General features: G+C 32.1%; 22 protein-coding genes, 1 tRNA gene, 2 riboswitches and 1 other annotated feature. Of the genes, 22 read left to right on the top strand and 1 reads right to left on the bottom strand.

Annotated features, from left to right (window positions below; translation table 11 throughout):
- Positions 1-14: 14 nt before the first annotated feature.
- The 7 genes from I6U48_RS04345 (at position 15) to nth (ending at position 6,729) form a co-directional block, all read left to right on the top strand.
- The gene (locus I6U48_RS04345) at positions 15-1,238 is read left to right on the top strand and encodes an NRAMP family divalent metal transporter (RefSeq protein WP_218319182.1); all 1,224 of its coding nucleotides are present in this window, start codon (positions 15-17) and stop codon (positions 1,236-1,238) included.
- Positions 1,239-1,425: 187 nt separating this feature from the next.
- Complete coding sequence (sleB, locus tag I6U48_RS04340) at positions 1,426-2,142, top strand: spore cortex-lytic enzyme (RefSeq protein ID WP_218319181.1); 717 nt, start codon at positions 1,426-1,428, stop codon at positions 2,140-2,142.
- Positions 2,143-2,345: 203 nt separating this feature from the next.
- Positions 2,346-2,585: a binding site (T-box leader), on the top strand.
- 121 nt (positions 2,586-2,706) lie between these two features.
- Positions 2,707-3,618, top strand: coding sequence for a cysteine synthase A (cysK, locus tag I6U48_RS04335; protein WP_218319180.1), 912 nt, complete (start codon positions 2,707-2,709; stop codon positions 3,616-3,618).
- Positions 3,619-3,642: 24 nt separating this feature from the next.
- Complete coding sequence (epsC, locus tag I6U48_RS04330) at positions 3,643-4,236, top strand: serine O-acetyltransferase EpsC (RefSeq protein ID WP_218319179.1); 594 nt, start codon at positions 3,643-3,645, stop codon at positions 4,234-4,236.
- Between the two features lie 24 nt (positions 4,237-4,260).
- Positions 4,261-5,232 (top strand): tRNA epoxyqueuosine(34) reductase QueG, encoded by a 972-nt coding sequence (gene queG, locus I6U48_RS04325; RefSeq protein ID WP_218319178.1) that lies wholly within the window; start codon positions 4,261-4,263, stop codon positions 5,230-5,232.
- Between the two features lie 75 nt (positions 5,233-5,307).
- Entirely contained in the window at positions 5,308-6,006 is a 699-nt protein-coding gene (locus I6U48_RS04320; RefSeq protein WP_218319177.1) for a lysophospholipid acyltransferase family protein, read from the top strand.
- An 84-nt stretch (positions 6,007-6,090) separates the two neighbouring features.
- A complete protein-coding gene (gene nth, locus I6U48_RS04315) occupies positions 6,091-6,729 on the top strand; it encodes an endonuclease III (protein WP_218319176.1) in 639 nt (212 codons plus the stop codon).
- Positions 6,730-7,389: 660 nt separating this feature from the next.
- Here the strand turns inward: nth and I6U48_RS04310 are convergent.
- Positions 7,390-8,634 (bottom strand): competence/damage-inducible protein A, encoded by a 1,245-nt coding sequence (locus I6U48_RS04310; protein WP_218319175.1) that lies wholly within the window; start codon positions 8,632-8,634, stop codon positions 7,390-7,392.
- Between the two features lie 154 nt (positions 8,635-8,788).
- On the opposite strand from I6U48_RS04310, the gene I6U48_RS04305 reads away from it, so the two are divergent.
- The 15 genes from I6U48_RS04305 to grdB all read left to right on the top strand — a co-directional run bounded on the left by I6U48_RS04305 (position 8,789) and on the right by grdB (position 21,674).
- A complete protein-coding gene (locus tag I6U48_RS04305; RefSeq protein ID WP_218319174.1) occupies positions 8,789-10,300 on the top strand; it encodes a VanW family protein in 1,512 nt (503 codons plus the stop codon).
- A gap of 151 nt (positions 10,301-10,451) precedes the next feature.
- Positions 10,452-10,538 (top strand) — tRNA-Leu (locus I6U48_RS04300).
- Between the two features lie 365 nt (positions 10,539-10,903).
- Positions 10,904-11,302, top strand: coding sequence for a bacteriohemerythrin (locus I6U48_RS04295; RefSeq protein WP_218319173.1), 399 nt, complete (start codon positions 10,904-10,906; stop codon positions 11,300-11,302).
- A gap of 32 nt (positions 11,303-11,334) precedes the next feature.
- Positions 11,335-11,730: a bacteriohemerythrin gene (locus tag I6U48_RS04290; RefSeq protein ID WP_218319172.1), complete on the top strand. Its 396-nt coding sequence runs from the start codon at positions 11,335-11,337 to the stop codon at positions 11,728-11,730.
- Positions 11,731-12,002: 272 nt separating this feature from the next.
- Positions 12,003-12,440 (top strand): TspO/MBR family protein, encoded by a 438-nt coding sequence (locus tag I6U48_RS04285; RefSeq protein ID WP_218319222.1) that lies wholly within the window; start codon positions 12,003-12,005, stop codon positions 12,438-12,440.
- A gap of 285 nt (positions 12,441-12,725) precedes the next feature.
- A complete protein-coding gene (locus I6U48_RS04280) occupies positions 12,726-13,475 on the top strand; it encodes an N-acetylmuramoyl-L-alanine amidase family protein (RefSeq protein ID WP_218319171.1) in 750 nt (249 codons plus the stop codon).
- Positions 13,476-13,518: 43 nt separating this feature from the next.
- Positions 13,519-14,541, top strand: coding sequence for a spore photoproduct lyase (gene splB / locus I6U48_RS04275; RefSeq protein ID WP_218319170.1), 1,023 nt, complete (start codon positions 13,519-13,521; stop codon positions 14,539-14,541).
- Between the two features lie 120 nt (positions 14,542-14,661).
- Positions 14,662-15,132 carry a tRNA (cytidine(34)-2'-O)-methyltransferase gene (locus I6U48_RS04270; RefSeq protein WP_218319169.1) on the top strand — a complete coding sequence of 157 codons (471 nt, stop codon included), beginning with the start codon at positions 14,662-14,664 and terminating at the stop codon, positions 15,130-15,132.
- A 16-nt stretch (positions 15,133-15,148) separates the two neighbouring features.
- Positions 15,149-15,988 carry a fatty acid kinase binding subunit FakB gene (locus I6U48_RS04265; protein WP_218319221.1) on the top strand — a complete coding sequence of 280 codons (840 nt, stop codon included), beginning with the start codon at positions 15,149-15,151 and terminating at the stop codon, positions 15,986-15,988.
- Between the two features lie 285 nt (positions 15,989-16,273).
- Positions 16,274-16,372, top strand: a riboswitch (glycine riboswitch).
- Positions 16,373-16,437, top strand: a riboswitch (glycine riboswitch).
- Between the two features lie 137 nt (positions 16,438-16,574).
- Positions 16,575-16,952: a GrdX family protein gene (locus I6U48_RS04260; protein WP_218319168.1), complete on the top strand. Its 378-nt coding sequence runs from the start codon at positions 16,575-16,577 to the stop codon at positions 16,950-16,952.
- 22 nt (positions 16,953-16,974) lie between these two features.
- The gene (gene trxB / locus I6U48_RS04255; protein WP_218319167.1) at positions 16,975-17,895 is read left to right on the top strand and encodes a thioredoxin-disulfide reductase; all 921 of its coding nucleotides are present in this window, start codon (positions 16,975-16,977) and stop codon (positions 17,893-17,895) included.
- Between the two features lie 15 nt (positions 17,896-17,910).
- The gene (gene trxA, locus I6U48_RS04250) at positions 17,911-18,243 is read left to right on the top strand and encodes a thioredoxin TrxA (protein ID WP_218319166.1); all 333 of its coding nucleotides are present in this window, start codon (positions 17,911-17,913) and stop codon (positions 18,241-18,243) included.
- Between the two features lie 243 nt (positions 18,244-18,486).
- Positions 18,487-19,773, top strand: coding sequence for a glycine/sarcosine/betaine reductase component B subunit (locus I6U48_RS04245; protein WP_218319165.1), 1,287 nt, complete (start codon positions 18,487-18,489; stop codon positions 19,771-19,773).
- 84 nt (positions 19,774-19,857) lie between these two features.
- Complete coding sequence (gene grdA, locus I6U48_RS04240; RefSeq protein WP_246615199.1) at positions 19,858-20,322, top strand: glycine/sarcosine/betaine reductase complex selenoprotein A; 465 nt, start codon at positions 19,858-19,860, stop codon at positions 20,320-20,322.
- Positions 20,323-20,366: 44 nt separating this feature from the next.
- The gene (gene grdB / locus I6U48_RS04235; RefSeq protein WP_218319164.1) at positions 20,367-21,674 is read left to right on the top strand and encodes a glycine reductase complex selenoprotein B; all 1,308 of its coding nucleotides are present in this window, start codon (positions 20,367-20,369) and stop codon (positions 21,672-21,674) included.
- Positions 21,675-22,141: the final 467 nt, after the last annotated feature.

Below are 22,141 nucleotides of genomic sequence, written 5' to 3'. Positions count from 1 at the left end.
AAAGGTAGGCAAATATGAAGAATAAAAATAGATTTTTAATTATACTAAGTATAGTTGGACCAGGACTTATTACAGCTAATGCCGGAAATGATGCAGGTGGAGTTGCTACCTACTCTGTTATTGGTGCTCATTATGGATACTCAATGCTATGGGGAATGTTTGCTATAGCCATAGGACTTGCGGTAGTTCAGGAAATGAATGCAAGAATGGCTGTAGTTACAGGAAAAGGTCTTTCAGATCTAATAAGAGAAAGATTTGGAGTGAGATGGGCTTTTTTTGCTATGTTTGTACTTCTTATAGCGAATCTTGGTGTGTGCATAGGTGATTTTGCTGGAATAGCAGCAAGTTTAGAGTTATTTAGTATTAGTAAATATATTTCTGTACCATTACTTACAGCCCTTATTTGGTTTGTATTAACAAGAGGAAATTATTCAAAGGCTGAAAAAATATTTTTATTTTTAACAATAACTTTTTTTGGATATTTTGTAACAGCATTTCTAGTAAAACCAAATTGGGGACACGTTTTTGGAAGTATAATAAAGCCTCATGCTAAACTTGATAAAGGTTACTTTTTAGTATTGATAGGAATGGTAGGTACAACGATAACTCCTTATATGCAATTTTATCTACAATCTTCTGTTGTAGATAAGGGAATATCTATTAAAGAATATAAATATGAAAAACTTGATGTATATCTTGGGACAGCTTGGGCTATACTAACAGCTTTAGTTATTACAGTGTGTACCGCGGAAACATTGTATAAAGCTGGTATAAGTATAGATACAGCACAGGATGCAGCTTCAGCGCTAAGACCATTGGCAGGTAATTATTCATTTTTGTTATTTGCAATAGGTTTGTTTGGAGCGTCATTTTTGGCATGCTGTGTTATACCCTTAAGTACAGCGTATGCAGTGTGTGAAGCTTTTGGTTTCGAAAGTGGATTGGATAACAAAATAAAGGAAGCACCTGTATTTTTCGGACTATTTTTATTTATGATTTTAGTAAGTGCTGTGATTATACTTGTGCCAGGGATATCATTGATTAATATAATTCTCGTCACGCAGCAGCTGGCAGGAATACTGTGTCCGGTAGTATTAATATTTATGATAATACTTGTGAATGATGTTGAGGTAATGGGTAACTATGTAAATAGTTCATTGCAGAATTTTATAGCAAAAGCTACAGTTGCATTAATAGTTGTATTGACGGTTTTAGCTATAGGAGGAAATTTTATATAAAGGATTTAAGACCTTAGCTTTTGAGCTAGGGTTTTTTTATGGTTAATTTTAACAATAACTCTTTTGTCTATATAATGTATTTTTTACGACTTTGTGCAGAAACTAAATTATATTATAAGAACTGAAAATGCTCATAGTGCTAGTTTTATTGAATACTTTAAATTTATAGCAAGGAGTGATCGGATGTATGTCTAAAAAAATTATGAGATTTAAAAGAGAAATTGTTTGCATACTTATGGTTATGTTTACATACATTAGCACGTCTGTTTGTATGACTCCTTATACTTCTGCAGTTAAGACTATATCATATTATTACGGGTCAAGAGGAGATGTGGTTTCGCAGATACAAGGAAGGCTTAGAGACTGGGGATATTATAATGGAAGTATAGATGGTATATATGGATATAAAACTTTTACCGCAGTAAAAACGTTTCAAGCCAAAAACGGATTATCCGTAGATGGTGTTGCAGGTAATGCTACATTAAATGCTATTGGCATTAACGTAGCTGCTTTGGAAGGAGCTGCTTCAGGTAATAATAAGAATGTTACCAGTAACCAAGATGTGCTTTTACTCGCTAGGCTTATTAATGGAGAAGCAAGAGGAGAACCTTATGAGGGTCAGGTAGCAGTTGGTGCAGTGGTGCTAAATAGAACAAGAGATCCTAAGTTTCCATCTTCTGTAGCAGGGGTCATATATCAACCAGGAGCATTCACAGCCATAGTAGATGGTCAGATACATGCAAATTTACTTCAAAGTTCTGTAAATGCTGCACAAGATGCATTGAATGGATGGGATCCATCGGGAGGAGCTATATATTACTTTAATCCATCAACAGCTACAAGCTCGTGGATATGGTCAAGACCGCTAATTAAAATAATTGGGAAACATAGATTTTGTAGATAATGAAAATAATACGAAGCATTATTTTTTAGAGGACAGTTGACAGTGAAGGTGAGTTTTCTTCCTTTACTGTCCTCTGTCCTCTAATAAAAATTTTGTGTCACAAAATTTTTATGTTTTGAATTGTAGAAAAATTTTTAAAACAGGGTTGACAAACAGAAAAATAATAATATAATAGTAAATATAGAATTCATATCAAAATACTCAGAAATACATTGAAGAAGGAAAGTAACCTAAAAAGAATTTTACAGAGAGGAAGCTGTTCGCTGGAAGGTTTCTAAATGAAGTTTAGGAGAAGTGCCCTTTGGAGTTATACACCGAATTAAGTAGGCTGTGTCGGATCCACCCGTTATAGTGGTAGAGCATAAAGTGTGCTTGAATTAAGCTGAGATCTTTAGATTAGGATCTAATTAGAGTGGAACCGCGGATTTGACCCCGTCTCTATAATATATAGAGACGGGGTTTTTTGACGTATAAAGCTTAATGTATTATGAGGAATAACTTATAATGTTAAAAATTTTTAAACTTAAAATGTAATTTTAAAACAAAAAAGGGAGGAATTTAAAAATGATATTTAATAATGCTATTGAAATGATAGGTGGAACACCTTTGTTTAAGCTAAATAATATAGTAGAAGAAGGAATGGCTGATGTCTATGTAAAGCTAGAGAAATTTAATCCAGGTGGAAGTATTAAAGATAGAGCAGCTTTAGGAATGATTGAAAAGGCAGAAAGAGAAGGACTTATAAAGGCAGGAGATACTATTGTCGAGCCAACAAGTGGAAATACAGGAATAGCTCTTGCAATGATAGGAAAATTAAAGGGATATAAAGTAATGATTGTAATGCCAGATACAATGAGTATGGAAAGAAGAAATTTAATGAAAGCTTATGGAGCTGAGCTTGTTTTAACTGAGGGTGTAAAAGGAATGAAGGGTGCTATAGAAAAAGCAGTGGAAATAGTAGAAGGTAAAGAAGGATATTATATACCTCAACAATTTACAAATCAAGCAAATCCAGACAAGCACTATGAAACTACAGCTGATGAAATAATCAAAGATTTGAAGGAGTTAGATGCATTTGTAGCAGGTGTTGGAACAGGCGGAACTTTAATAGGTGCAGGTAAAAAATTAAAAAAATATAATGCTAATATAAATGTTGTAGCAGTAGAACCTGCAAAGTCTCCTGTAATATCTGGAGGCCAACCTGGAGCTCATAAAATACAGGGAATAGGAGCTGGTTTTGTACCAGAAATATATGCAAAAGAGATAGTAGATGAAGTTATGACTATATCAGATGAAGAGGCCTATGAATATGCAAGACTTATGGGAAGAGAAGAAGGTTTATTGGTAGGAATATCATCAGGGGCTAATGTAGCAGCTGCAATAAAATTAGCAAAAAAATTAGGTAAGGGAAAAACTGTTGTAACTGTAGCACCAGATGGTGGAGAAAAATATTTATCCATGGGATTATATGATTAATATTAGTTAGAGAGGTAGATAGCTATGAGAAACCCATTTAAATCATTAGTTTACGATATAGAAAGCGCAATGAAGAATGATCCAGCAGCAAGAAATCCAATAGAGGTATTTCTTTTATATCCTTGTATCCATGCGCAAATTCACCATAGGATTACTCACTTTTTATATAAGAAAAAGTTTTTCTTTTCAGCTAGATTAATATCGCAACTATCAAGATTTTTTACTGGTATAGAAATACACCCAGGAGCTCAAATAGGTAAAGGACTTTTTATTGATCATGGTATGGGGGTAGTAATTGGAGAAACTGCAGAAATAGGTGATAATGTGACACTTTATCATGGAGTAACTCTAGGTGGTACTGGAAAAGATAAAGGAAAAAGACATCCTACTGTAGGAAATAATGTTATAATAGGATGTGGAGCAAAGGTTCTAGGACCGATAACTATTGGGGATAATGTAAAAATAGGAGCTAATTCAGTTGTTTTAGAAGATATTAGTTCAGACTCTACAGTTGTGGGAATTCCGGCAAAGGTTGTTCGTAGAAAAGAGACACCCATAATAGAAATAAAAGATTTTGAAGGAAAAAGAAAGCATATATACAATCAAATGGTTATATAACGGTTAACAAGAGAAGGTGATTGGGTGAATTTTAAAAGAGATATATTAGAGTATTGTAGTAAATTAGGTTTAGATGTAGTAGGTTTTTCAAAGTGTAGAATTTTTCACGAATTAAGGCCATATCTTGAGAATAGAAAAAGTAGTGGGTTAGAAAATGAATTTGAAGAAAAAGATATAGAGAAAAGGATAAATCCTTTTCTCTATATGGAAGATGGGAAAACAATAATTTCAATTGCTTTCCCTTATTTATTTAATAAAGATTTTCAAAGTAGAATTGGTTTTTCAAAATACACTCAAGGAAGAGACTATCATATTGTTGTATCGAACTACTTGAAAAAAATATGTGAGTATATAGAAACATTAGGAGGAAAAGCTTTATATTTTGTGGATAGCAATTCGCTTCTAGAAAGATATATTGCAGTACAATCAGGTATTGGGTTCATAGGAAAAAACAATACTTTGATCACAAAAAAGTATGGTTCATATGTGTTTTTAGGAGAAGTAATAACAGATATATATGTAGAAGCAGATAGGATTTTGGAAAATAAGTGTGGAGATTGTTTCGTATGTCAAAAGATGTGTCCTACAGGTGCTATAAGTGGAGAAAACAATCCGAATATGTGTCTTTCTTATATAACTCAAAAAAAAGATATTGATGATGAATGGTTTGATAAGTTGAATGGGAGAATATTTGGCTGTGATACATGTCAAAGCATGTGTCCTCATAACAAAAATATAGAAGTTTCAAAGATAGAAGAATTTAAGCCTTACGATTTCATGGAAAAAAGCAGTTTAGAAGAATTAATAGCTTTAAATAAAAAAGATTTTAGAGATAAGTACAGCCAAACCTCCTGTGGGTGGAGAGGTAAAAATATAATTCAAAGGAATGCACTAATTAATAAAATACATCAGGAGAAAAATATTAAATTAATAAAATTTACTTCTCCATATGTAGAAGATTACTATAATAGACTTTTGAATTATTTTAAACTGTGACTTGATTATATGATATAATACTTAATGTAAAACTTATATATTTGAAAACCATGAAAATGAAAGGTGGACTATGATATGATCTCTCCTGGAGTGGCTAGAATAGTAGGCTGTCTTCCCAAAAGTTTAATTCGATTTTTTTCTAGGAAACTAATTGACAAATATTTAAAAACCTATGCATATATCGAAGTTACGGGAATGGAGAACCTTGAAAATGTAGAGAAACCTATACTTTTTATCTGTAATCACTTAAGCAATTCTGATGGATTGATAATAGATAAGGTGTTAAAGAATCAAGATATAACCTTTGTAGCTGGAGCAAAGTTATCTAAAAATCCGTTGACAAGCTTAGGGGTATATGTTACTAAAACTATAACTATTAACCCTAATACTGCGGATAAAGAGGCGATATCAGAGATTGTGAAGACACTAAGAGCTGGGAAAAATGTGCTCATATTCCCAGAAGGAACAAGAAGTAGAACGGGAAGTTTGATTAAAGCCAAAAAAGGAATTGTATTAATACAGAGACTGACTAGGGCTTCTGTTATACCACTTGGAATTTGTGGAAGTGAGAAATTACTTCCTGTTCACGATAAGGATATGGGACAAGAAAAATTCTATCATGCTAAAGTTAAGCTTTCAATAGGAAAAGAACTTCAATTGCCAGCTAAAGGTGTTAAAGAAGAAAAGCATGAATATGAAGAAAGAACTACAAATTTCTTAATGAAGAAAATTGCAGAGCTTTTACCTTTAGAATACAGAGGAGTATATAAATAATGCCCATTAATTTAAATGGGTATTTTTTTCTATAGAAAATATAATATTAATATATGTTTAAGCTATTTGAAAGAAGGTGAAAAAATGGATAAAGAAAATATAAAAAAAATAATAAAAGTACTAAGTGAAACTTATCCTAACGCAAAATGCGCCTTGGAATTTCAATCTCCTTACGAATTACTAGTGTCAACAATATTATCTGCACAATGTACTGATGTGAGAGTTAACCAAGTTACGGAAGAGTTATATAAGAATTATAATACTCCAGAAAAAATGATTAGTTTAACAGAAGAAGAGTTAGGTGAAAAAATCAAAAGTTGTGGATTTTATAAAAATAAGAGCAAGAATATTCTAGGTGCTACAAGAAACATAATACAAAAATATGGAGGCAAAGTTCCAAAAACTATGGAGGAGTTAATAGAACTTCCTGGGGTAGGAAGAAAAACTGCTAACGTGGTTTTATCAAATGCCTTTGGCGTTCCAGCTATTGCTGTAGATACCCACGTATTTAGGGTATCCAATAGACTTGGAATTGCTAAGGGAGACACACCAGAAAAAGTAGAAAAAGACCTTATGGAAAACATACCTAGAGAAATGTGGAGTGACACCCATCACTACCTAATATGGCACGGCAGACAAATATGCAAAGCCCGAAAACCCCAATGTGAAGTATGTCCAGTAGCTCCTTATTGTGAGTATTTTAATGATGAGGTTAAAGAGTAGTCTTTATACCTTTTATAGATGCCCACAGCCGACACTTAATTTACACTCCGGGATATATTAACATTCTTTCGGCACGATAGATACTTTTGACAAGTCTAAAGTTCATATTTTTGAAAAAGCTAAGAACTTTTGATAACTCGCTCTGCTCAAACAATCAAAAGTTCTAAGCTTTTTCAAAAACATGAACTAAGACTTGTGGCAAAAGTATCTAAATGTGCTTTCAATAATGTTAATATATCCCTGCGTATAAGTTAAGTGTCTGGTTTAGTTCTCTATATAGGTCGTTAACTTTATACAGTAACTTACTTGAATACAAATTTATCATTTTTATATTTTATATGTATTAAAAATATAACTATTTGTAATAGATACAGCAAATCAGATAAGTTTGTCCACGGAATATAGAATGTAACCAGAAAGTAGACTTGTACGTAGGGAGGTATTACCAAAGCTGAAAGCACATATAAAAACTTTTTTATCAATCTTAGCTCAGTATTTTAGAAAATCTTAGAATCTTTGATATGTCTGAGGTACGAGTTTATCAAAGATTCTTGGATTTTCAAAATACTGAGCTTTAGATTGATTAAAAGGTTTTATCGTGCCGAAGCTTGGTAACACCTCACGGAGGATGAGTCTACTTTCGGTCGTACTTCATACTCTCTACTGGTTACTTTTCAATAATTCTCTTCTAACCCAATCAAGGGCTGTAATTGTAGTTCTTCTTCTTATCATTTCGCGGCTACCTGAAAGTTGTAACTTTATAGTTTTGGTTATACCGTTAATGCTAAGGCCAACATAAACTAGTCCAACAGGCTTTTCTTGTGTTCCGCCATCAGGCCCAGCTATACCAGTAGTTGATAGGCCTATATTTGTATTAGCAGTTTTAGCAATTCCCTCTGCCATTTCTCTTGCAGTTTCTTCACTTACAGCCCCGAAGGTCTCTAGTGTTTCGGATTTTACGCCTAAACGCCTCATTTTTGCATCGTTACTATAAGTAACAGCACCCTCCATGAAAACAGAAGAGATGCCTGGATAATTTACAAGCTTAGAAGCAATGAGTCCTCCAGTGCAAGATTCAGCAGTAGATATAGTAAAGTTACTCTTTATTAATAATTCACCTAGAACTGCTTCAAGAGATGTTTCGCCTTCACCGTATATATTTAAGCCTAGTCTCTGACGAATTTCATCTTCTACAGGAATAATAAGATTGTTAGCAGCTTCTTTTGTTGAGGCTTTGGCTGTTATCCTTAATGTGACTTCCCAATCTTTTGCATAAGGAGCGACAGTAGGATTAGTGTTTTCAGTCATAATATCTGAAATTTGTTCTGCCATTAGCCCTTCGCCTATACCACATATTCTTAAGACTTTGGATTGAATAACTATATTACTGTAATTTTCCAAGAAAGGAACTACATAATCTTCAAACATAGGCTTCATTTCTCTTGGAGGACCAGGTAGTACTATAAGAATTTTGCCGTTCTCATCTATAACACATCCAGGAGCTGTTCCGTGAGAATTGGGAAGGATTAATGAATCCTCAGGAAAATAAGCCTGCTTTATATTATTACCCTGAAGTTTATCTCTCTCTGTTTTTATAAAATATGACTTTAATTTATCTAAAGTTTCCTCATGTAAAATCATTTTTTTATTAAAATATTCAGCACCTGTTTCTTTGGTCAAATCGTCCGGCGTAGGTCCAAGCCCTCCGGTCGTTATTATAATGTCGGCTCTATCAAAAGCGGCTTTAAACTCCTCCTTTAATCGTTCACTATTGTCGCCGACTACAGATTGGTGATATACAAAAATACCTAAGTCTGCTAATCGTTTAGATAAGTATTGAGCATTAGTATTTACAATATCACCTAATAATAGTTCTGTGCCTACGCATAATATCTCAGCTTTCATACTATTTACCTCCATGGTATACAAAAATTTGTATACTTAATTTTATATCTTACTTTTCTTTTATTCAACAAATTATTTCATATAATTAACAAAATAATTTAAATAAGATATCTTTTATAGTATAATAAATAAGTGGAATAAAGAGGTGATGCCTATGATAAGAAAAAAAAGAAACATGAAAAAAATAACCAAATTAGGCGTGTTAATAGGTGTTGTAGTTTTAGTTGGTGGTATTATAGGATTTGCAATACATCAAAATAGTACGGTAAAAGCTTGGTCTGATTTAATATATCCGGGAGTAAAGGTATCTGGAGAAGATTTATCTGGAAAAAGTAAGGAGCAGGCTAAACAAATTCTAGAGAAGAAATATGTTGATGGAATAGCAAAAAAGAAAATTAACATAGTGGCTTCTGATAGGACTTATACATTAGATTATTCAAAACTAAATCCTAAATATAACATAGATGAAGCTGTGAACCAAGCCTTTTCTTATGGGAAAAATTCTAACGCATTAGAAAAATATAAGCTTATAAAATGGCCAAAAGAGAAGGAAGTTTCATTAGGATTTACATATGATCAAAAAGTGGTAAATGAACTTATATCAAGTGTTGAGCAGGGAGTTAACAAAGCCCCTGTAGATGCGACAATAAAGGTGAGTGAAGGAAACATAACAGTAGTACCAGATCAGGGTGGAAAAAAACTTGAAAAAGACAAATTGCAAAAAGAAGTCTTGTCTAAGATTGATGGAGGTGTAAAAGCCGACACTGATATTAAAGCACCTGTAGAGACAGTTGCTGCTAAAATCACTTCAAACAAGATATCTTCTATTAACGCTAAGATTGGAAGCTTTAGTACAGAATATGGAGCTATATCTTCTTCGGAAAGAGCTAATAATATACAATTAGCTACAAATAGTATAAATGGGAAAATACTTATGCCTGGAGATAGTTTTAGTTTTAATGATGTAGTTGGAGAGAGAACTGCAAAAAAGGGATACCAAGCGGCACCAGTTATTATAGGAAACCAGGTGGACTCGGGACTTGGAGGAGGAATATGCCAGGTATCGACAACACTATATAACGCAGTGCTTAGATCTAATATAAAATCAGTGGAAAGAGAGCATCATACACTTCCGTCACATTATGTAAAAGTTGGATTAGACGCTACAGTTGATTACGGTAACTTAGATTACAAGTTTAAAAATACACTAGATTATCCTATATATATTGAAGGGGATACTTCGGGTGGAGTTGTTGCATTTAACATATATTCTAATTCGTCTCTATCAGATGTAATAACAGATATAAAATCAGAAATTTACCAAGTTATGGAGGCTAATACAAGGTATATAGATGATCCTACTTTACCAGTTGGACAAACAGAACAAGTTCAAGCTCCTTCAACAGGTTATAAGGTGAGAGTTAGAAAGATAACCAGAAAAGGCAGTACTGTTATAAGTAATGAAATTATAACAAATGATTCTTATGAAGCAATTGAAGGAATAATAAAAAGAGGAACGAAAAAAGAAGAGACAACTCCCCCTACACCTAACAATACAAATGCAAGTACGAATGCAAATACCAATGCAAGTACACCTGCAACTACTAACACAAGTACAAGCCCAAACAAAAACACAAATACAAACAAGAATAATAAAGGTCAATAAATTTCAGAGGGTATATTGAAGTTTTCTAAATATATACCCTTTTCTTTTTTTCAAAAACTCTCATAGTACATCCTGTAAAAGAAATTTATGAAAAATATTACATAAAAGCATTTATTATCAATTTATAATATGATATAATAATAACATATTTGCGGGTATGGCGGAATTGGCAGACGCGCTAGATTCAGGTTCTAGTGAGGGAAACTTTGTGCAGGTTCAAGTCCTGTTATCCGCACCATAAACCTTGTGAAATTAATATTTCACGGGTTTTTTTACTTTGGTTCAGCATGTTTGCTGAACCAATATGCTAAAGAAGGAGCATGGAACCTTCAGTATATTCCAATCATAATAGTTCCTGTTCTAAATTCAATAATAACTTCTCCTTTGCAAATGCATTAATTCAAACTAAGCTATCAATATCAAGATATAGAAAAAGGTTAATTTAAAGAGAATAATATAAATAATAAACTAAATGGAATATCAATCGTAAAAATTAATTGTCAGAAAAATATAAATATTTTTAATAATTAGGAAATTATAGAAGGGGATTTAAAATTAGCCTCGAATATAATACATTATATTATATAGAGGAGGCGTTTTTATATGTTATTAAAATGGGATGATAGTTTCTTAGTAGGCGTAGAAAAAATAGATAATCAACATAAAGAATTATTTGAAATAATAAATAAATTTTTAACAGCAATGATAGAAGGAAAAGGAAAATCCGAAATAACTACGACTTTAAATTTTTTAGAATCCTATGTAATAAAGCATTTCAATGAAGAAGAGAGACTATTAATAGATAGAAATAAAGAAGCATACGATATTCAATTTCAACAACATGAGGCTTTTAAAAATGAAATTATAAAATTAAAAGATAGGTTTAGTAAAAGTGGGATTACATCTACTTTAGTTATTGAAACACAGAAAAGTGTAACCTCATGGTGTAGGAATCACATAATTAAAATAGATAAAGAGTTAGCAAGTTTTATGAAAGATTGAGTAATTAGAAATCTTGGAGGTGTTTTATTATTATGTTAAATTGGGATGATAGTTTATTAATAGGTATAGAAAAGATTGACAATGAACATAAACAGATATTTAGTTATATTAATAATTTATTGATGGAAATAGAGCAGAAAAAAAGTAAAGAAGAAATTTCTAAAACTATGGATTTTATAGAGAGTTATATTTCTAATCATTTCAAAAATGAGGAGAACATGATAATAAATAAAGATAAAGAAGCTTATAAAATCCAGTTTCAACAACATGAATTATACAAAAAAGACATTATAAAATTAAGACATGATTTTGAAAAGAATGGGGCTATGTATGCTTTAGCTGATGAAACTCAGCGCATTATAAATATGTGGTGCAGTAATCATATAGATAAATTTGATAAAAAATTAATAAGTTTCATAAAAGATTAAGTATCTAAATTTTATACAAACAAAATCTTATATGGTCTCCGAAAAATAAATAATATCAAGCTTGAAGTATGATTTTCTTTGTTGAGAAAAAATTAAGAAAGGCAGTAATAACAATGAATTGTAATAATTACAATTCTCCACTAATATAATTAAATAATAATACTGAAAAGTTTTATTTTATAATTTGATTATTGCTGAGGAGTGGTTTTGTGATTGGTAAATTACATAAAGTAAATGGAAAGAGAAGAATTGTCTACCTTATTATAAGTATTATGATAGCAGAAGGAGTAGGAATACTTAGTGGCTTTCTAGGAATGAATAATTCAATGAAGTATATGCAGTTTAATAAACCTCTATTTTCGCCGCCAAGTTGGATATTCCCAATAGTGTGGACTCTTTTATATTTACTTATGGGAATAGCTGCATATAGAATATGGATAAAAGGAAAAGAAGGAGAAAAAGTTACAAGAGCATTGGCATTATATACTATACAGCTAACTTTAAATTTCCTTTGGTCAATTATTTTCTTTAGGTTTAACCTCTATGGAGCAGCTTTTTTCGAATTGCTAGTATTGCTAGTAGTTGTTATTATGATGACCTTTGAATTTTATAAAATTGATAAAATATCGGCTTATTTAATGATACCATATATATTATGGTTATCATTTGCAGGTGTGTTAAACTATGTGATATGGATGTTAAATAAATAGAAATTTAAACTTAAACAAAAAGGGCTATCTATGAATATGAAAAATTCAATCTTTGCATATTCATAGATAGTTTTTTATTAAGAAATATTTATTTTTTAAGATAGTTTACAATTTCTCAATAACCAGGATAAGTAAATTTGGCATAATCCTACTTGCTGTAAATTCTTCTTGTTTTTTAATTTATGTATAGTTTTCATATATATTCCAATAATATTACTTTATGTTGAAAAAATTCCATTATATGTATATAATATTATTATAATTTGTATAGAGGGTTGTGAGACTATGAGAATTGGAAACAGGAAAAGATTTTTATTTTCTTGCATTTTTTTTACTTTAGTTATGTTGATGTTTGGTAAGTGGATGAACATATTTTATGAAAAAGCATTGGGAATGCCATCGCCAGCAGTAGTTAAAGCTGAGAAAGGCAATATTAAAGTAGGTAGTAATAAAAAAAATATGAAACAGTACATTATAGTATTAGATGCAGGGCATGGAGGGATCGATGCAGGGACAAGCTATAAAAATATGCAAGAAAAAGATTTAACTTTTAAAATTGCAAAATATGCGGAAGCATATTTAAAAGATAAAGGATATAAAGTGGTTTTGACCAGAAATGAGGACAAGCTAATACCACTAAAAGAAATAGGTAATATAGCTAATGCTTCAAATGCGGATGCCTTTATATCCATTCATATAAATTCTATAAATGATGTTAACTTTAATGGAATAACTACATATTATTACGATGCAAATGGGTACCAAAAGGAACAGAGGATGAGTTTAGCAGAAACTGTAGAAAAAAAGGCTATAAAAAATGACGGATGGGAGGATAAAGGAATAAGGAGACAAAACCTTGCTGTACTTAGATATAGCAAAATGCCATCTGTATTAGTTGAATGTGGATTTATAACCAATGAGGAGGATAGAAAAAGATTGCTAAAGGATGATGTATTAAAAAGATTAGCAGAAAATATATCAGATGGAACCATAGAATATTTAGACAAGAATAATCCAAAGGAATTAAACAAATAGTATATATATTCATAGAAAGAATAGGTTGGTGAGAATATAAAATATGTTTATTCCTAAAAGAGTAATATTTGAAAAGGATTCGTTAGATTATGAAATGGGCAAGAGTATATATGAAAAGTTTAAAGATAGTGCGGAAACTGAGATTATAAATTTAAATTCAAATAAGGTGAAACAACATATACCAGGAGAAGATTTAGCCTCTAGATATAGAGAGGGAAAGAAAACATTGGTTGTAGGTGTTAAGAAAAGCTTAAAGTTCCAAACCTGTAAACCATCTGCTAATTATCAACTACCGATTGTGTCAGGATGTATAGGCCAATGTGAATATTGCTATTTAAATACAAATTTAGGTGATAAACCTTTTACGAGAGTTCATGTGAATTTAGATGAGATACTTAGGCAAGCACAAGACTATATAGATGAAAGGTTACCAGAAAATACGATATTTGAAGGTTCTGCAACGTCTGACCCTGTACCGGTTGAGCCATATACTAATTCTTTAAGAAAGACAATAGAGTTTTTTGGGAGAAGTAAAAACGGTAAGTTTAGATTTGTTACAAAATATAATGATATAGATGGACTGCTTAATATAGAGCACAATGGAAATACAGAAATAAGATTTACATTAAATACCGATAAAGTAATAAGTGAATATGAAAATCGTACTGCATCTAGAGACAGTAGAATAGAGGCTAGTGTAAAAATAGCTGAGGCTGGATATCCAATAGGCTTTATAATAGCACCAGTATTTTTGTATGATAATTGGAAAGAAGAGTATAGAAATTTATTACTTAAATTAAATAAACAGATGCCAAATGGGTTAGCACAACCTATTATATTTGAAGTTATATCTCATAGATATACTACTAGAGCTAAAAATATAATACTTGAGGTGTTTCCGAACACCAAGCTTCCAATGGTAGATGAGGAGAGAAAATTTAAGTATGGTCAATTTGGATACGGAAAATATATATATACTAAGGAGCAGTTAGATGATATGAAAGAATTCTTTAATAATGAAATAGAGGCTATATTTACAAATAAGATTATTAAGTATATTATTTAGTATAATATGAGGCAATAATAGAGAAGTGAGTTGGAACTTACTTCTTTTAATTTTTTTATTGTTATAATATAATATAGTAATGTATTCTTTATAAGAACATATTGATTGGGGGAAACTAAATTGAATTTAAATATAGTATTATTTCAACCAGAAATACCACAAAATACAGGAAATATAGCGAGAACCTGCGTATTAACAGGTTGTAAATTGCATTTGATAAAACCACTAGGGTTTAGCTTAGATGAGAAGCACCTCAGAAGAGCCGGTCTAGATTATTGGAAGGATTTAGACTTAACAGTGTATGATTCCTATAGTGAACTTAGAGAAAAGTATAAAGAATCCACTTTTTATTTTTCAACTACACATGCTAAAAGCTCTTATTATCATGAAGTAAATTTTAAGTCAGGAGATTTTATCGTATTTGGGAGAGAGTCTTGTGGACTTCCTGATGAAATAAGAGAAAGTGACCCAGAGAGATGTATAAGAGTGCCTATGATACAGACAACTACTCGTTCACTAAATTTATCTAATACAGTGGCAATCATTTCATATGAGGCTTTAAGGCAGATGAATTTCCCCAATATGAAATAGGAAGGTAACAAGGATGATGGAAAAAATAAAAATAGTAACAGATAGTACATCGGATTTACCAGAGGAAATAATAAAAAAATATGATATAGAAGTACTTCCATTATTAATTAATTTTGGATCAGAAACATACAAAGATATAATTGATATAAAACTTCATGAACTTTTAATAAAAATGGAAGAAAGTGATGAGTTTCCTGGAACGGCTCAGGTTAGTCCACAAAGATTTTTAGAATGTTATAAAAGATACATACAAGAGGGTTATCACATAGTCTCTATACATATTTCGTCCAAGATGAGTGGTACGTACCAATCAGCATGTGTTGCCAAAGAAATGCTTGAAACAGATGATATTATTGTAATTGACAGTCTAAATGTTACATCAGGCCTTGGGCTTTTAGTGCTTAAGGCGGCTAAGCTACAGGAAGCAGGGTCTGGAGCTCGAGAAATAGAAAATGAAATAAAAGAAATGATTCCACATATTAAAAGTGTACTTGCTTTTGAAAGTTTAGATAATCTAGTTAAGGGTGGGAGATTATCTAAAACAGCCGGAATTATAGGAAATATATTAGGAATTAAGCCTATTTTATCAGTAGAAAATGGTGAAATAGGAGTTATTGATAAAGTAAGAGGGAGTAAAAAGTCCATAAGATTTATTCTAGATTATATAGATAAAAATGGAATAAAGTCTGGCGAAACATCTATACTCTTGCATGTTGAGAACAAAGATATTTTAGATACACTCAGAGAAGCCTTAAAATTAATGGAGAAAGATTTTATTGAGTGTCAAGTAGGATGTGTTGTAGGGATACATTCAGGTCCTAGAGCTTGTGGAGTATTTTTCATTGAAGATTATTAAAATGTATAAATTTTGTTAAAAGGTTACTATTTTTTGAATAAAAATTATGCTATATTAAATAAAATTGAAAAAATGCATTTGGAATTCAAATAGAAACTATAAAAAAAAGGAATGTACATCTTTTGAAAATCTGTGGAATTATAAATGGCTATAATCTATAATAATAAGTGTAAGGAACAATATTACAAAAATTAATAAAGTTTGGATGAAATTTTCGGGAGATTAAGTGTCATAAAATAGAATTCTATGGAAGATTTGCTTAGCCATATATTATAAGGATATGATTTTTAATATATGGTATCCTTAAATGGGTAGCCGAAGGAAATAAGTATTATTCTCTTTAAATAATATGAATCTCTCAGGCAAAAGGACCGAAAATGGACAAATCTCTGGAAAGCTTTATGCACCGATGGAGTAAAACTCTCAGGTTAATAGACAGAGGTAAAAGGAAAGGCCTTTTACCTCTGTTTTTTGTCATGCTTTTATGTTGAAATATTTAAAAAATACAGAAAATTTATAATATTAAGTGAAATTAAAGTATAAATTTGGTGGAGTTAAATTTTACTATATAAAAGGGGAATAATAAATGATAGAACCAGTAATTGTTGTAACTAATAACCCAATGAGCAAGGAAAAGTTAACTAAGAGCTGTGAGGTTGATTACATTGAAGGAACTACAATTGATGTATTTAAAAAGGTTAGAGATTATATACATAAGGGTCATAAATTGTTGACACATCCTTTGATGAGCAGCATAAAGCCTAATGAAACTCCTTATAGAACAGTGGTTATATCAAAAAATAGTGTAGAAGTACTAGATGTGCAATCCTTAAATTATATAGAAGAAGGAATATACTCCACTGAAAAATTTATAAAAAGGTTTGGTATTCCAAACTGGAGTGAGCAGATATTAGAAGACTTTCAACTTATAGACTACGATTTAATCTATCATGCTTTTAACTAATTAAAATTAGGAGGGAATATTAATGCCGCAGATTTATGACACAATAATAATTGGTGGTGGTCCAGCAGGATTATCAGCTGGCCTTTATGCTTCAAGATCAAGAATAAAAACTCTAATTATTGAGAGAGCAAAATATGGTGGGCAGGCAACAACTACAGATGAACTTGAAAACTATCCTGGATCAATTGAGGATTGCACAGGTACTAAGTTAAGTGAAAGAATGAGAAAGCAAGCAGAAGAGTTTGGAACTGAATTTGTTAAGGATGAAATAGTAGATGTAGATTTAAATGGTGATATAAAAACGGTTAAAAGTAAAAAGGAGATCTATCAAGCTAAAACAATAATAATAGCCACTGGTGCAACTCCAAAACTTTCAGGATTTAAAAATGAATTAGAGTTAAGAGGAAAAGGCATTTCATACTGTGCCACCTGTGATGCAGATTTTTTTACTGATTTAGATGTAGCTGTTATAGGAGGAGGAGATTCAGCTATAACCGAAGCTATGTATCTTACAAAGTTTGCTGAACATGTAATCGTTATACACAGGAGAGATGCATTAAGAGCAGCAAAATCATTACAAGAAAAAGCATTTGGGAATCCTAAGATAAGTTTTATATGGAACTCAACCGTTCAAGAAGCATTAGGAGATGAAATATTAGAAGGACTTATTCTTAAGAATAAAATAACGGGAGAAACCAGTGAATTGAAGGTTGATGGATGTTTTGTTTTTGTTGGATACGATCCTATATCTCAATTATTTGAGGGAAAAGTAGAAATGGAGAATGGATATATTATTACTGATGACGATATGAAGACAAATATTCCAGGGGTGTTTGCTGCTGGAGACATAAGAAAGAAGTTATTAAGACAGGTTATAACAGCTGCGGCAGATGGAGCTATAGCTGCAACAGCTGCTGAACACTATATAGAAAATCAAAAGTAGAAGGAGGGTTTATAAATGATAGAGTTAAACAAGGAAAACTTTGAGGCAGAAGTTTCAAATTATACCGATAAGCCAGTATTTGTGGATTTCTGGGGAGATAAATGTGAAATATGTAAACAACTTATGCCAGGAGTACATGAGCTTGAGCACAAATATGAAGATAAAATCAAGTTTGCTAGCTTGAATACTAGTACAGCAAGAAGGCTTGCGATATCTCAAAAAGTGCTTGGACTACCAACAATGATAATATATAAAAATGGTGAAAAGGCAAGCACTATTACTGCTGATAAAATAACATCCTTAGATGATATAGAATGTTTCATAAAAAGTTATTATGAAACATTATAAAAAAAGACAAGATTAAGATGGAAGGCACTCCACCATAATCTCGTCAAGAATTAATTAATGTACAATAAAAATCCTAATCTAAATAAACAAAAAATACAAGCGAATTTTAATGGTATTAAGAATCTAAATATAAGTTCTTAAAACTATTATAAATATTAATCACTTAAATCCCATTTTTTAACAATTAATCATCAATTAGGAGTTTTTAAACTCCTAATTGAAATAAATTTGGAGGTGACTACTTTGCGTTTAGAAGTTGGAAAGGTTTACGTAAAAGACGTTCAATTTGGAGCACAAACAAGGCTTGAAAGTGAAGTTCTCTATGTAAACAAGGAAGAATTACTACAAGTAGTTGGTGGCGATGAGAGAATTAAAAGTATAGACGTTGATATTGCAAAGCCAGGTGAGGAGACGAGAATAATTCCAGTAAAAGATGTTATTGAGCCAAGAGTGAAGGTTGAAGGAAATGGTGGAATATTTCCAGGTTTCATAAGTAAGGTTGACACAGTTGGGTCAGGAAGAACTCACGTATTAAAAGGGGCTGCAGTAGTTACAACTGGTAAAATAGTTGGTTTCCAAGAAGGAATTATAGACATGAGTGGAGAGGGTGCAAGATATACTCCATTCTCAAAGACAAATAATATTGTAGTTATTTGCGAGCCAAAGGAAGGCGTTAAACAACATGAACACGAGGAAGCTGTCAGAATTATTGGATTTAAGGCCGCAGCATATCTAGGAGAGTTAGCTAAAAATATTCAGCCAGATGAAATAAAGACTTTTGAAACATTACCATTATTAGAGCAAGTTAAGCAATATCCAGACTTACCTAAGGTTATATATGTCTATATGCTTCAAACACAGGGACTCCTACATGACACTTATGTGTATGGTGTAGATGCTAAGAAAATCATACCAACATTTATATATCCTACAGAGGTATTTGATGGAGCCATTGTTAGTGGAAACTGTGTATCAGCTTGTGATAAAAATCCAAGTTATGTTCATATGAACCATCCAGTAATTGAAGATTTGTATGAAAGACATGGAAAAGACATTAACTTCTTAGGCTGTATAATTACAAATGAAAATGTTTACCTCGCAGATAAAGAAAGATCTTCAAACTATACTGCGAAATTGGTTCATTTCTTAGGAGCAGATGCAGCTATAATATCTGAAGAAGGTTTTGGTAATCCAGATGCTGATTTGGTTATGAACTGTAACAAGATAACTGATTTAGGAATAAAAACTGTATTAATTACAGATGAGTATGCAGGTCAGGATGGAAGTTCACAATCACTTGCAGATTCAACACCAAAAGGTGATGCTGTTGTAACAGCAGGAAATGCTAATGAGGTTATAGTATTACCAGTAATGAAAAAAGTAATAGGTCATCCTGAAGTTGCAGATGTGATAGCAGGAGGACATGTAGGAAGCTTAAGAGAAGATGGATCTATAGAAGCTGAAATTCAGGTTATAACTGGAGCTACAAATGAAGTTGGATTCAACTACTTAACAGCAAAAGGTTTCTAAATATAATAAAAAGATTATTGATATTAATGTTTATTATAAAAAAGACATGTAGCAATATTTAATTTGAAAGAGAGGATGATATATATGTTACAAGGAAAAAAAGTTATAGCAGTAGGCGATAGAGACGGAATACCAGGACCAGCGATAGAAGCTTGTGTTAAATCAGCTGGAGCAGAAGTTATTTTTGCATCAACAGAATGCTTTGTTTGAACAGCCGCAGGTGCTATGGATCTGGAGATCCAACAAAGAGTAAAAGATTTAACTGAAAAACACGGTGCAGAAAATGTAGTTGTAGTAATTGGAGGAGCAGAAGCAGAGGCTTCAGGACTTTCAGCAGAAACGGTAGCTGCTGGGGACCCAACTTTTGCAGGTCCACTTGCTGGAATAGAGTTAGGACTTGCTGTTTACCATATTGTTGAGCCAGAAATAAAAGATGAGTGTGACGCAGCTGTTTATGATGAACAATGCGGAATGATGGAAATGGTTCTTGATGTGGATGCTATTATTGAGGAAGTTAAAAATATTAGAACTCAATACTCAAAATATTAATTTAAAATGTTTTGCAAATTCCTAAGAAAAGGGGGAATTCAGAAATGATTAAAGTAGTTCATTATATAAATCAATTTTACGCTGGTATTGGCGGAGAAGAAAAAGCTGATGTAAAACCAGAAGTTAGAGAAGGCTTTGTTGGTCCCGGTATGGGGCTAAATGGCATATTTAAAAAAGATGGTGTTGAAATAGTTGCTACAGTTATTTGTGGAGACTCATATTTTAATGAAAATCTAGAAGAGGCAAAAGCCGAAATTCTTGATATGATTAAAAAATATAATCCTGATTTATTTATAGCAGGACCTGCTTTTAATGCAGGAAGATATGGAGTAGCTTGCGGAACAATAGCAAAAGAAGTTCAAGAAAAGCTAGGGATACCTGCACTTACTGCTATGTACAATGAAAATCCAGGTGTAGATTTATTTAGAAAGTACATTTACATTGTAGAAACTAGAAATAGCGCTGCAGGTATGAGAGATGCTCTTCCTAAGATTGCATCCTTAGCATTAAAGCTTGCTAAAAAAGAAGAAATAGGTTCACCAGAGGAAGAACACTACATTGAGAGAGGAATAAGGAAAAATTATTTTGCAACTGAGAGAGGGTCAAAAAGAGCTGTTGACATGCTTGTTAAAAAACTAAAAGGTGAAGAATTTGTTACAGAATTTAAAATGCCTGTATTTGATAGAGTAGATCCTAATCCAGCGGTAAAGAATATACGGGAAGCTAAGATAGCTTTAGTTACATCTGGTGGTATAGTCCCAAAAGGAAATCCAGATCACATAGAATCATCAAGTGCTTCTAAATTTGGAAAATATGATATAGAAGGTGTAATGGACTTAACAGCAGAAACTTATGAAACGGCACATGGTGGATATGACCCTACCTATGCTAACACAGATTCAGATAGAGTACTTCCAGTTGATGTGCTAAGGCAAATGGAGAAGGAAGGAAAGATTGGATCTCTTCATAGATATTACTATTCAACTGTTGGTAATGGAACCGCCGTTGCTTCTGCAAAGAAATTTGGTGAGCAAATAGTTAAAGAACTAGTTGCAGATGGAGTAGATGCAGTTATATTAACGTCCACCTGAGGAACTTGTACGCGTTGCGGTGCAACACTTGTAAAAGAAATTGAACGTGGAGGTCTTCCGGTAGTTCACATGTGTACAGTAGTCCCAATATCTCTAACAGTTGGTGCTAACAGGATAATACCTACAATAGCAATACCTCATCCACTTGGTAATCCAACATTGGATGCAAAGGATGAATATGAATTAAGATATCATCTAGTTGAAAAAGCATTAAAGGCTCTTTCAACTGAAGTAGAAGGACAAAAAGTTTTCGAAGACTAATAGTAAGTTTCGGCTGTGCAACCTTATGTAGAGAAGTACGGCCGACACTTAACTTATCCTCCGGGAGATATTGATAGCCTTTCGGAACTATAAATACTTTTGACAAGTCTAAAGTTCATATTTTCGAAAAAGCTAAGAACATATGATAACTCGCTATGCTCAAACAATCAAATGTTCTAAGCTTTCTCAAAAATATGAACTAAGACTTATAACAAAAATATTTAAATGTACCTTCAATGCCATCAATATCTCCCTGCGTATAAGCTAAGTGTCTGGTGCAATTCTCTATAGATCATTAACTTATTAAAGCATAATTTTTCCATTTTAATATTCTATACCTATTACAAATGTTACCGATTGCAATAGGCATAGCAAATTGGATAAGTTCAATTCTAGAGTTAATGATGTATAGATACCCATACCAGAAAGTAGATTTATACGCAGGGATATGTTTCCAAAGCTGAAAG

Origin of the sequence: Clostridium thailandense, assembly GCF_019207025.1 — a bacterium.
In the GTDB taxonomy this organism is placed as follows: domain Bacteria; phylum Bacillota; class Clostridia; order Clostridiales; family Clostridiaceae; genus Clostridium_AM; species Clostridium_AM thailandense.
The sequence above is the reverse complement of the archived record's forward strand: the minus strand, read 5'-3'. Positions and strand labels throughout refer to the sequence as shown.

Bases quoted from the DNA above. Each gene is read 5' to 3' on its own strand.
- I6U48_RS04345 (WP_218319182.1), top strand. From the start codon at position 15: ATGAAGAATAAAAATAGATTTTTAATTATACTAAGTATAGTTGGACCA.
- sleB (WP_218319181.1), top strand. From the start codon at position 1,426: ATGTCTAAAAAAATTATGAGATTTAAAAGAGAAATTGTTTGCATACTT.
- cysK (WP_218319180.1), top strand. From the start codon at position 2,707: ATGATATTTAATAATGCTATTGAAATGATAGGTGGAACACCTTTGTTT.
- epsC (WP_218319179.1), top strand. From the start codon at position 3,643: ATGAGAAACCCATTTAAATCATTAGTTTACGATATAGAAAGCGCAATG.
- I6U48_RS04320 (WP_218319177.1), top strand. From the start codon at position 5,308: ATGATCTCTCCTGGAGTGGCTAGAATAGTAGGCTGTCTTCCCAAAAGT.
- nth (WP_218319176.1), top strand. From the start codon at position 6,091: ATGGATAAAGAAAATATAAAAAAAATAATAAAAGTACTAAGTGAAACT.
- I6U48_RS04310 (WP_218319175.1), bottom strand. From the start codon at position 8,634: ATGAAAGCTGAGATATTATGCGTAGGCACAGAACTATTATTAGGTGAT.
- I6U48_RS04305 (WP_218319174.1), top strand. From the start codon at position 8,789: ATGATAAGAAAAAAAAGAAACATGAAAAAAATAACCAAATTAGGCGTG.
- I6U48_RS04295 (WP_218319173.1), top strand. From the start codon at position 10,904: ATGTTATTAAAATGGGATGATAGTTTCTTAGTAGGCGTAGAAAAAATA.
- I6U48_RS04290 (WP_218319172.1), top strand. From the start codon at position 11,335: ATGTTAAATTGGGATGATAGTTTATTAATAGGTATAGAAAAGATTGAC.
- I6U48_RS04285 (WP_218319222.1), top strand. From the start codon at position 12,003: ATGATAGCAGAAGGAGTAGGAATACTTAGTGGCTTTCTAGGAATGAAT.
- I6U48_RS04280 (WP_218319171.1), top strand. From the start codon at position 12,726: ATGAGAATTGGAAACAGGAAAAGATTTTTATTTTCTTGCATTTTTTTT.
- splB (WP_218319170.1), top strand. From the start codon at position 13,519: ATGTTTATTCCTAAAAGAGTAATATTTGAAAAGGATTCGTTAGATTAT.
- I6U48_RS04265 (WP_218319221.1), top strand. From the start codon at position 15,149: ATGGAAAAAATAAAAATAGTAACAGATAGTACATCGGATTTACCAGAG.
- I6U48_RS04260 (WP_218319168.1), top strand. From the start codon at position 16,575: ATGATAGAACCAGTAATTGTTGTAACTAATAACCCAATGAGCAAGGAA.
- trxB (WP_218319167.1), top strand. From the start codon at position 16,975: ATGCCGCAGATTTATGACACAATAATAATTGGTGGTGGTCCAGCAGGA.
- trxA (WP_218319166.1), top strand. From the start codon at position 17,911: ATGATAGAGTTAAACAAGGAAAACTTTGAGGCAGAAGTTTCAAATTAT.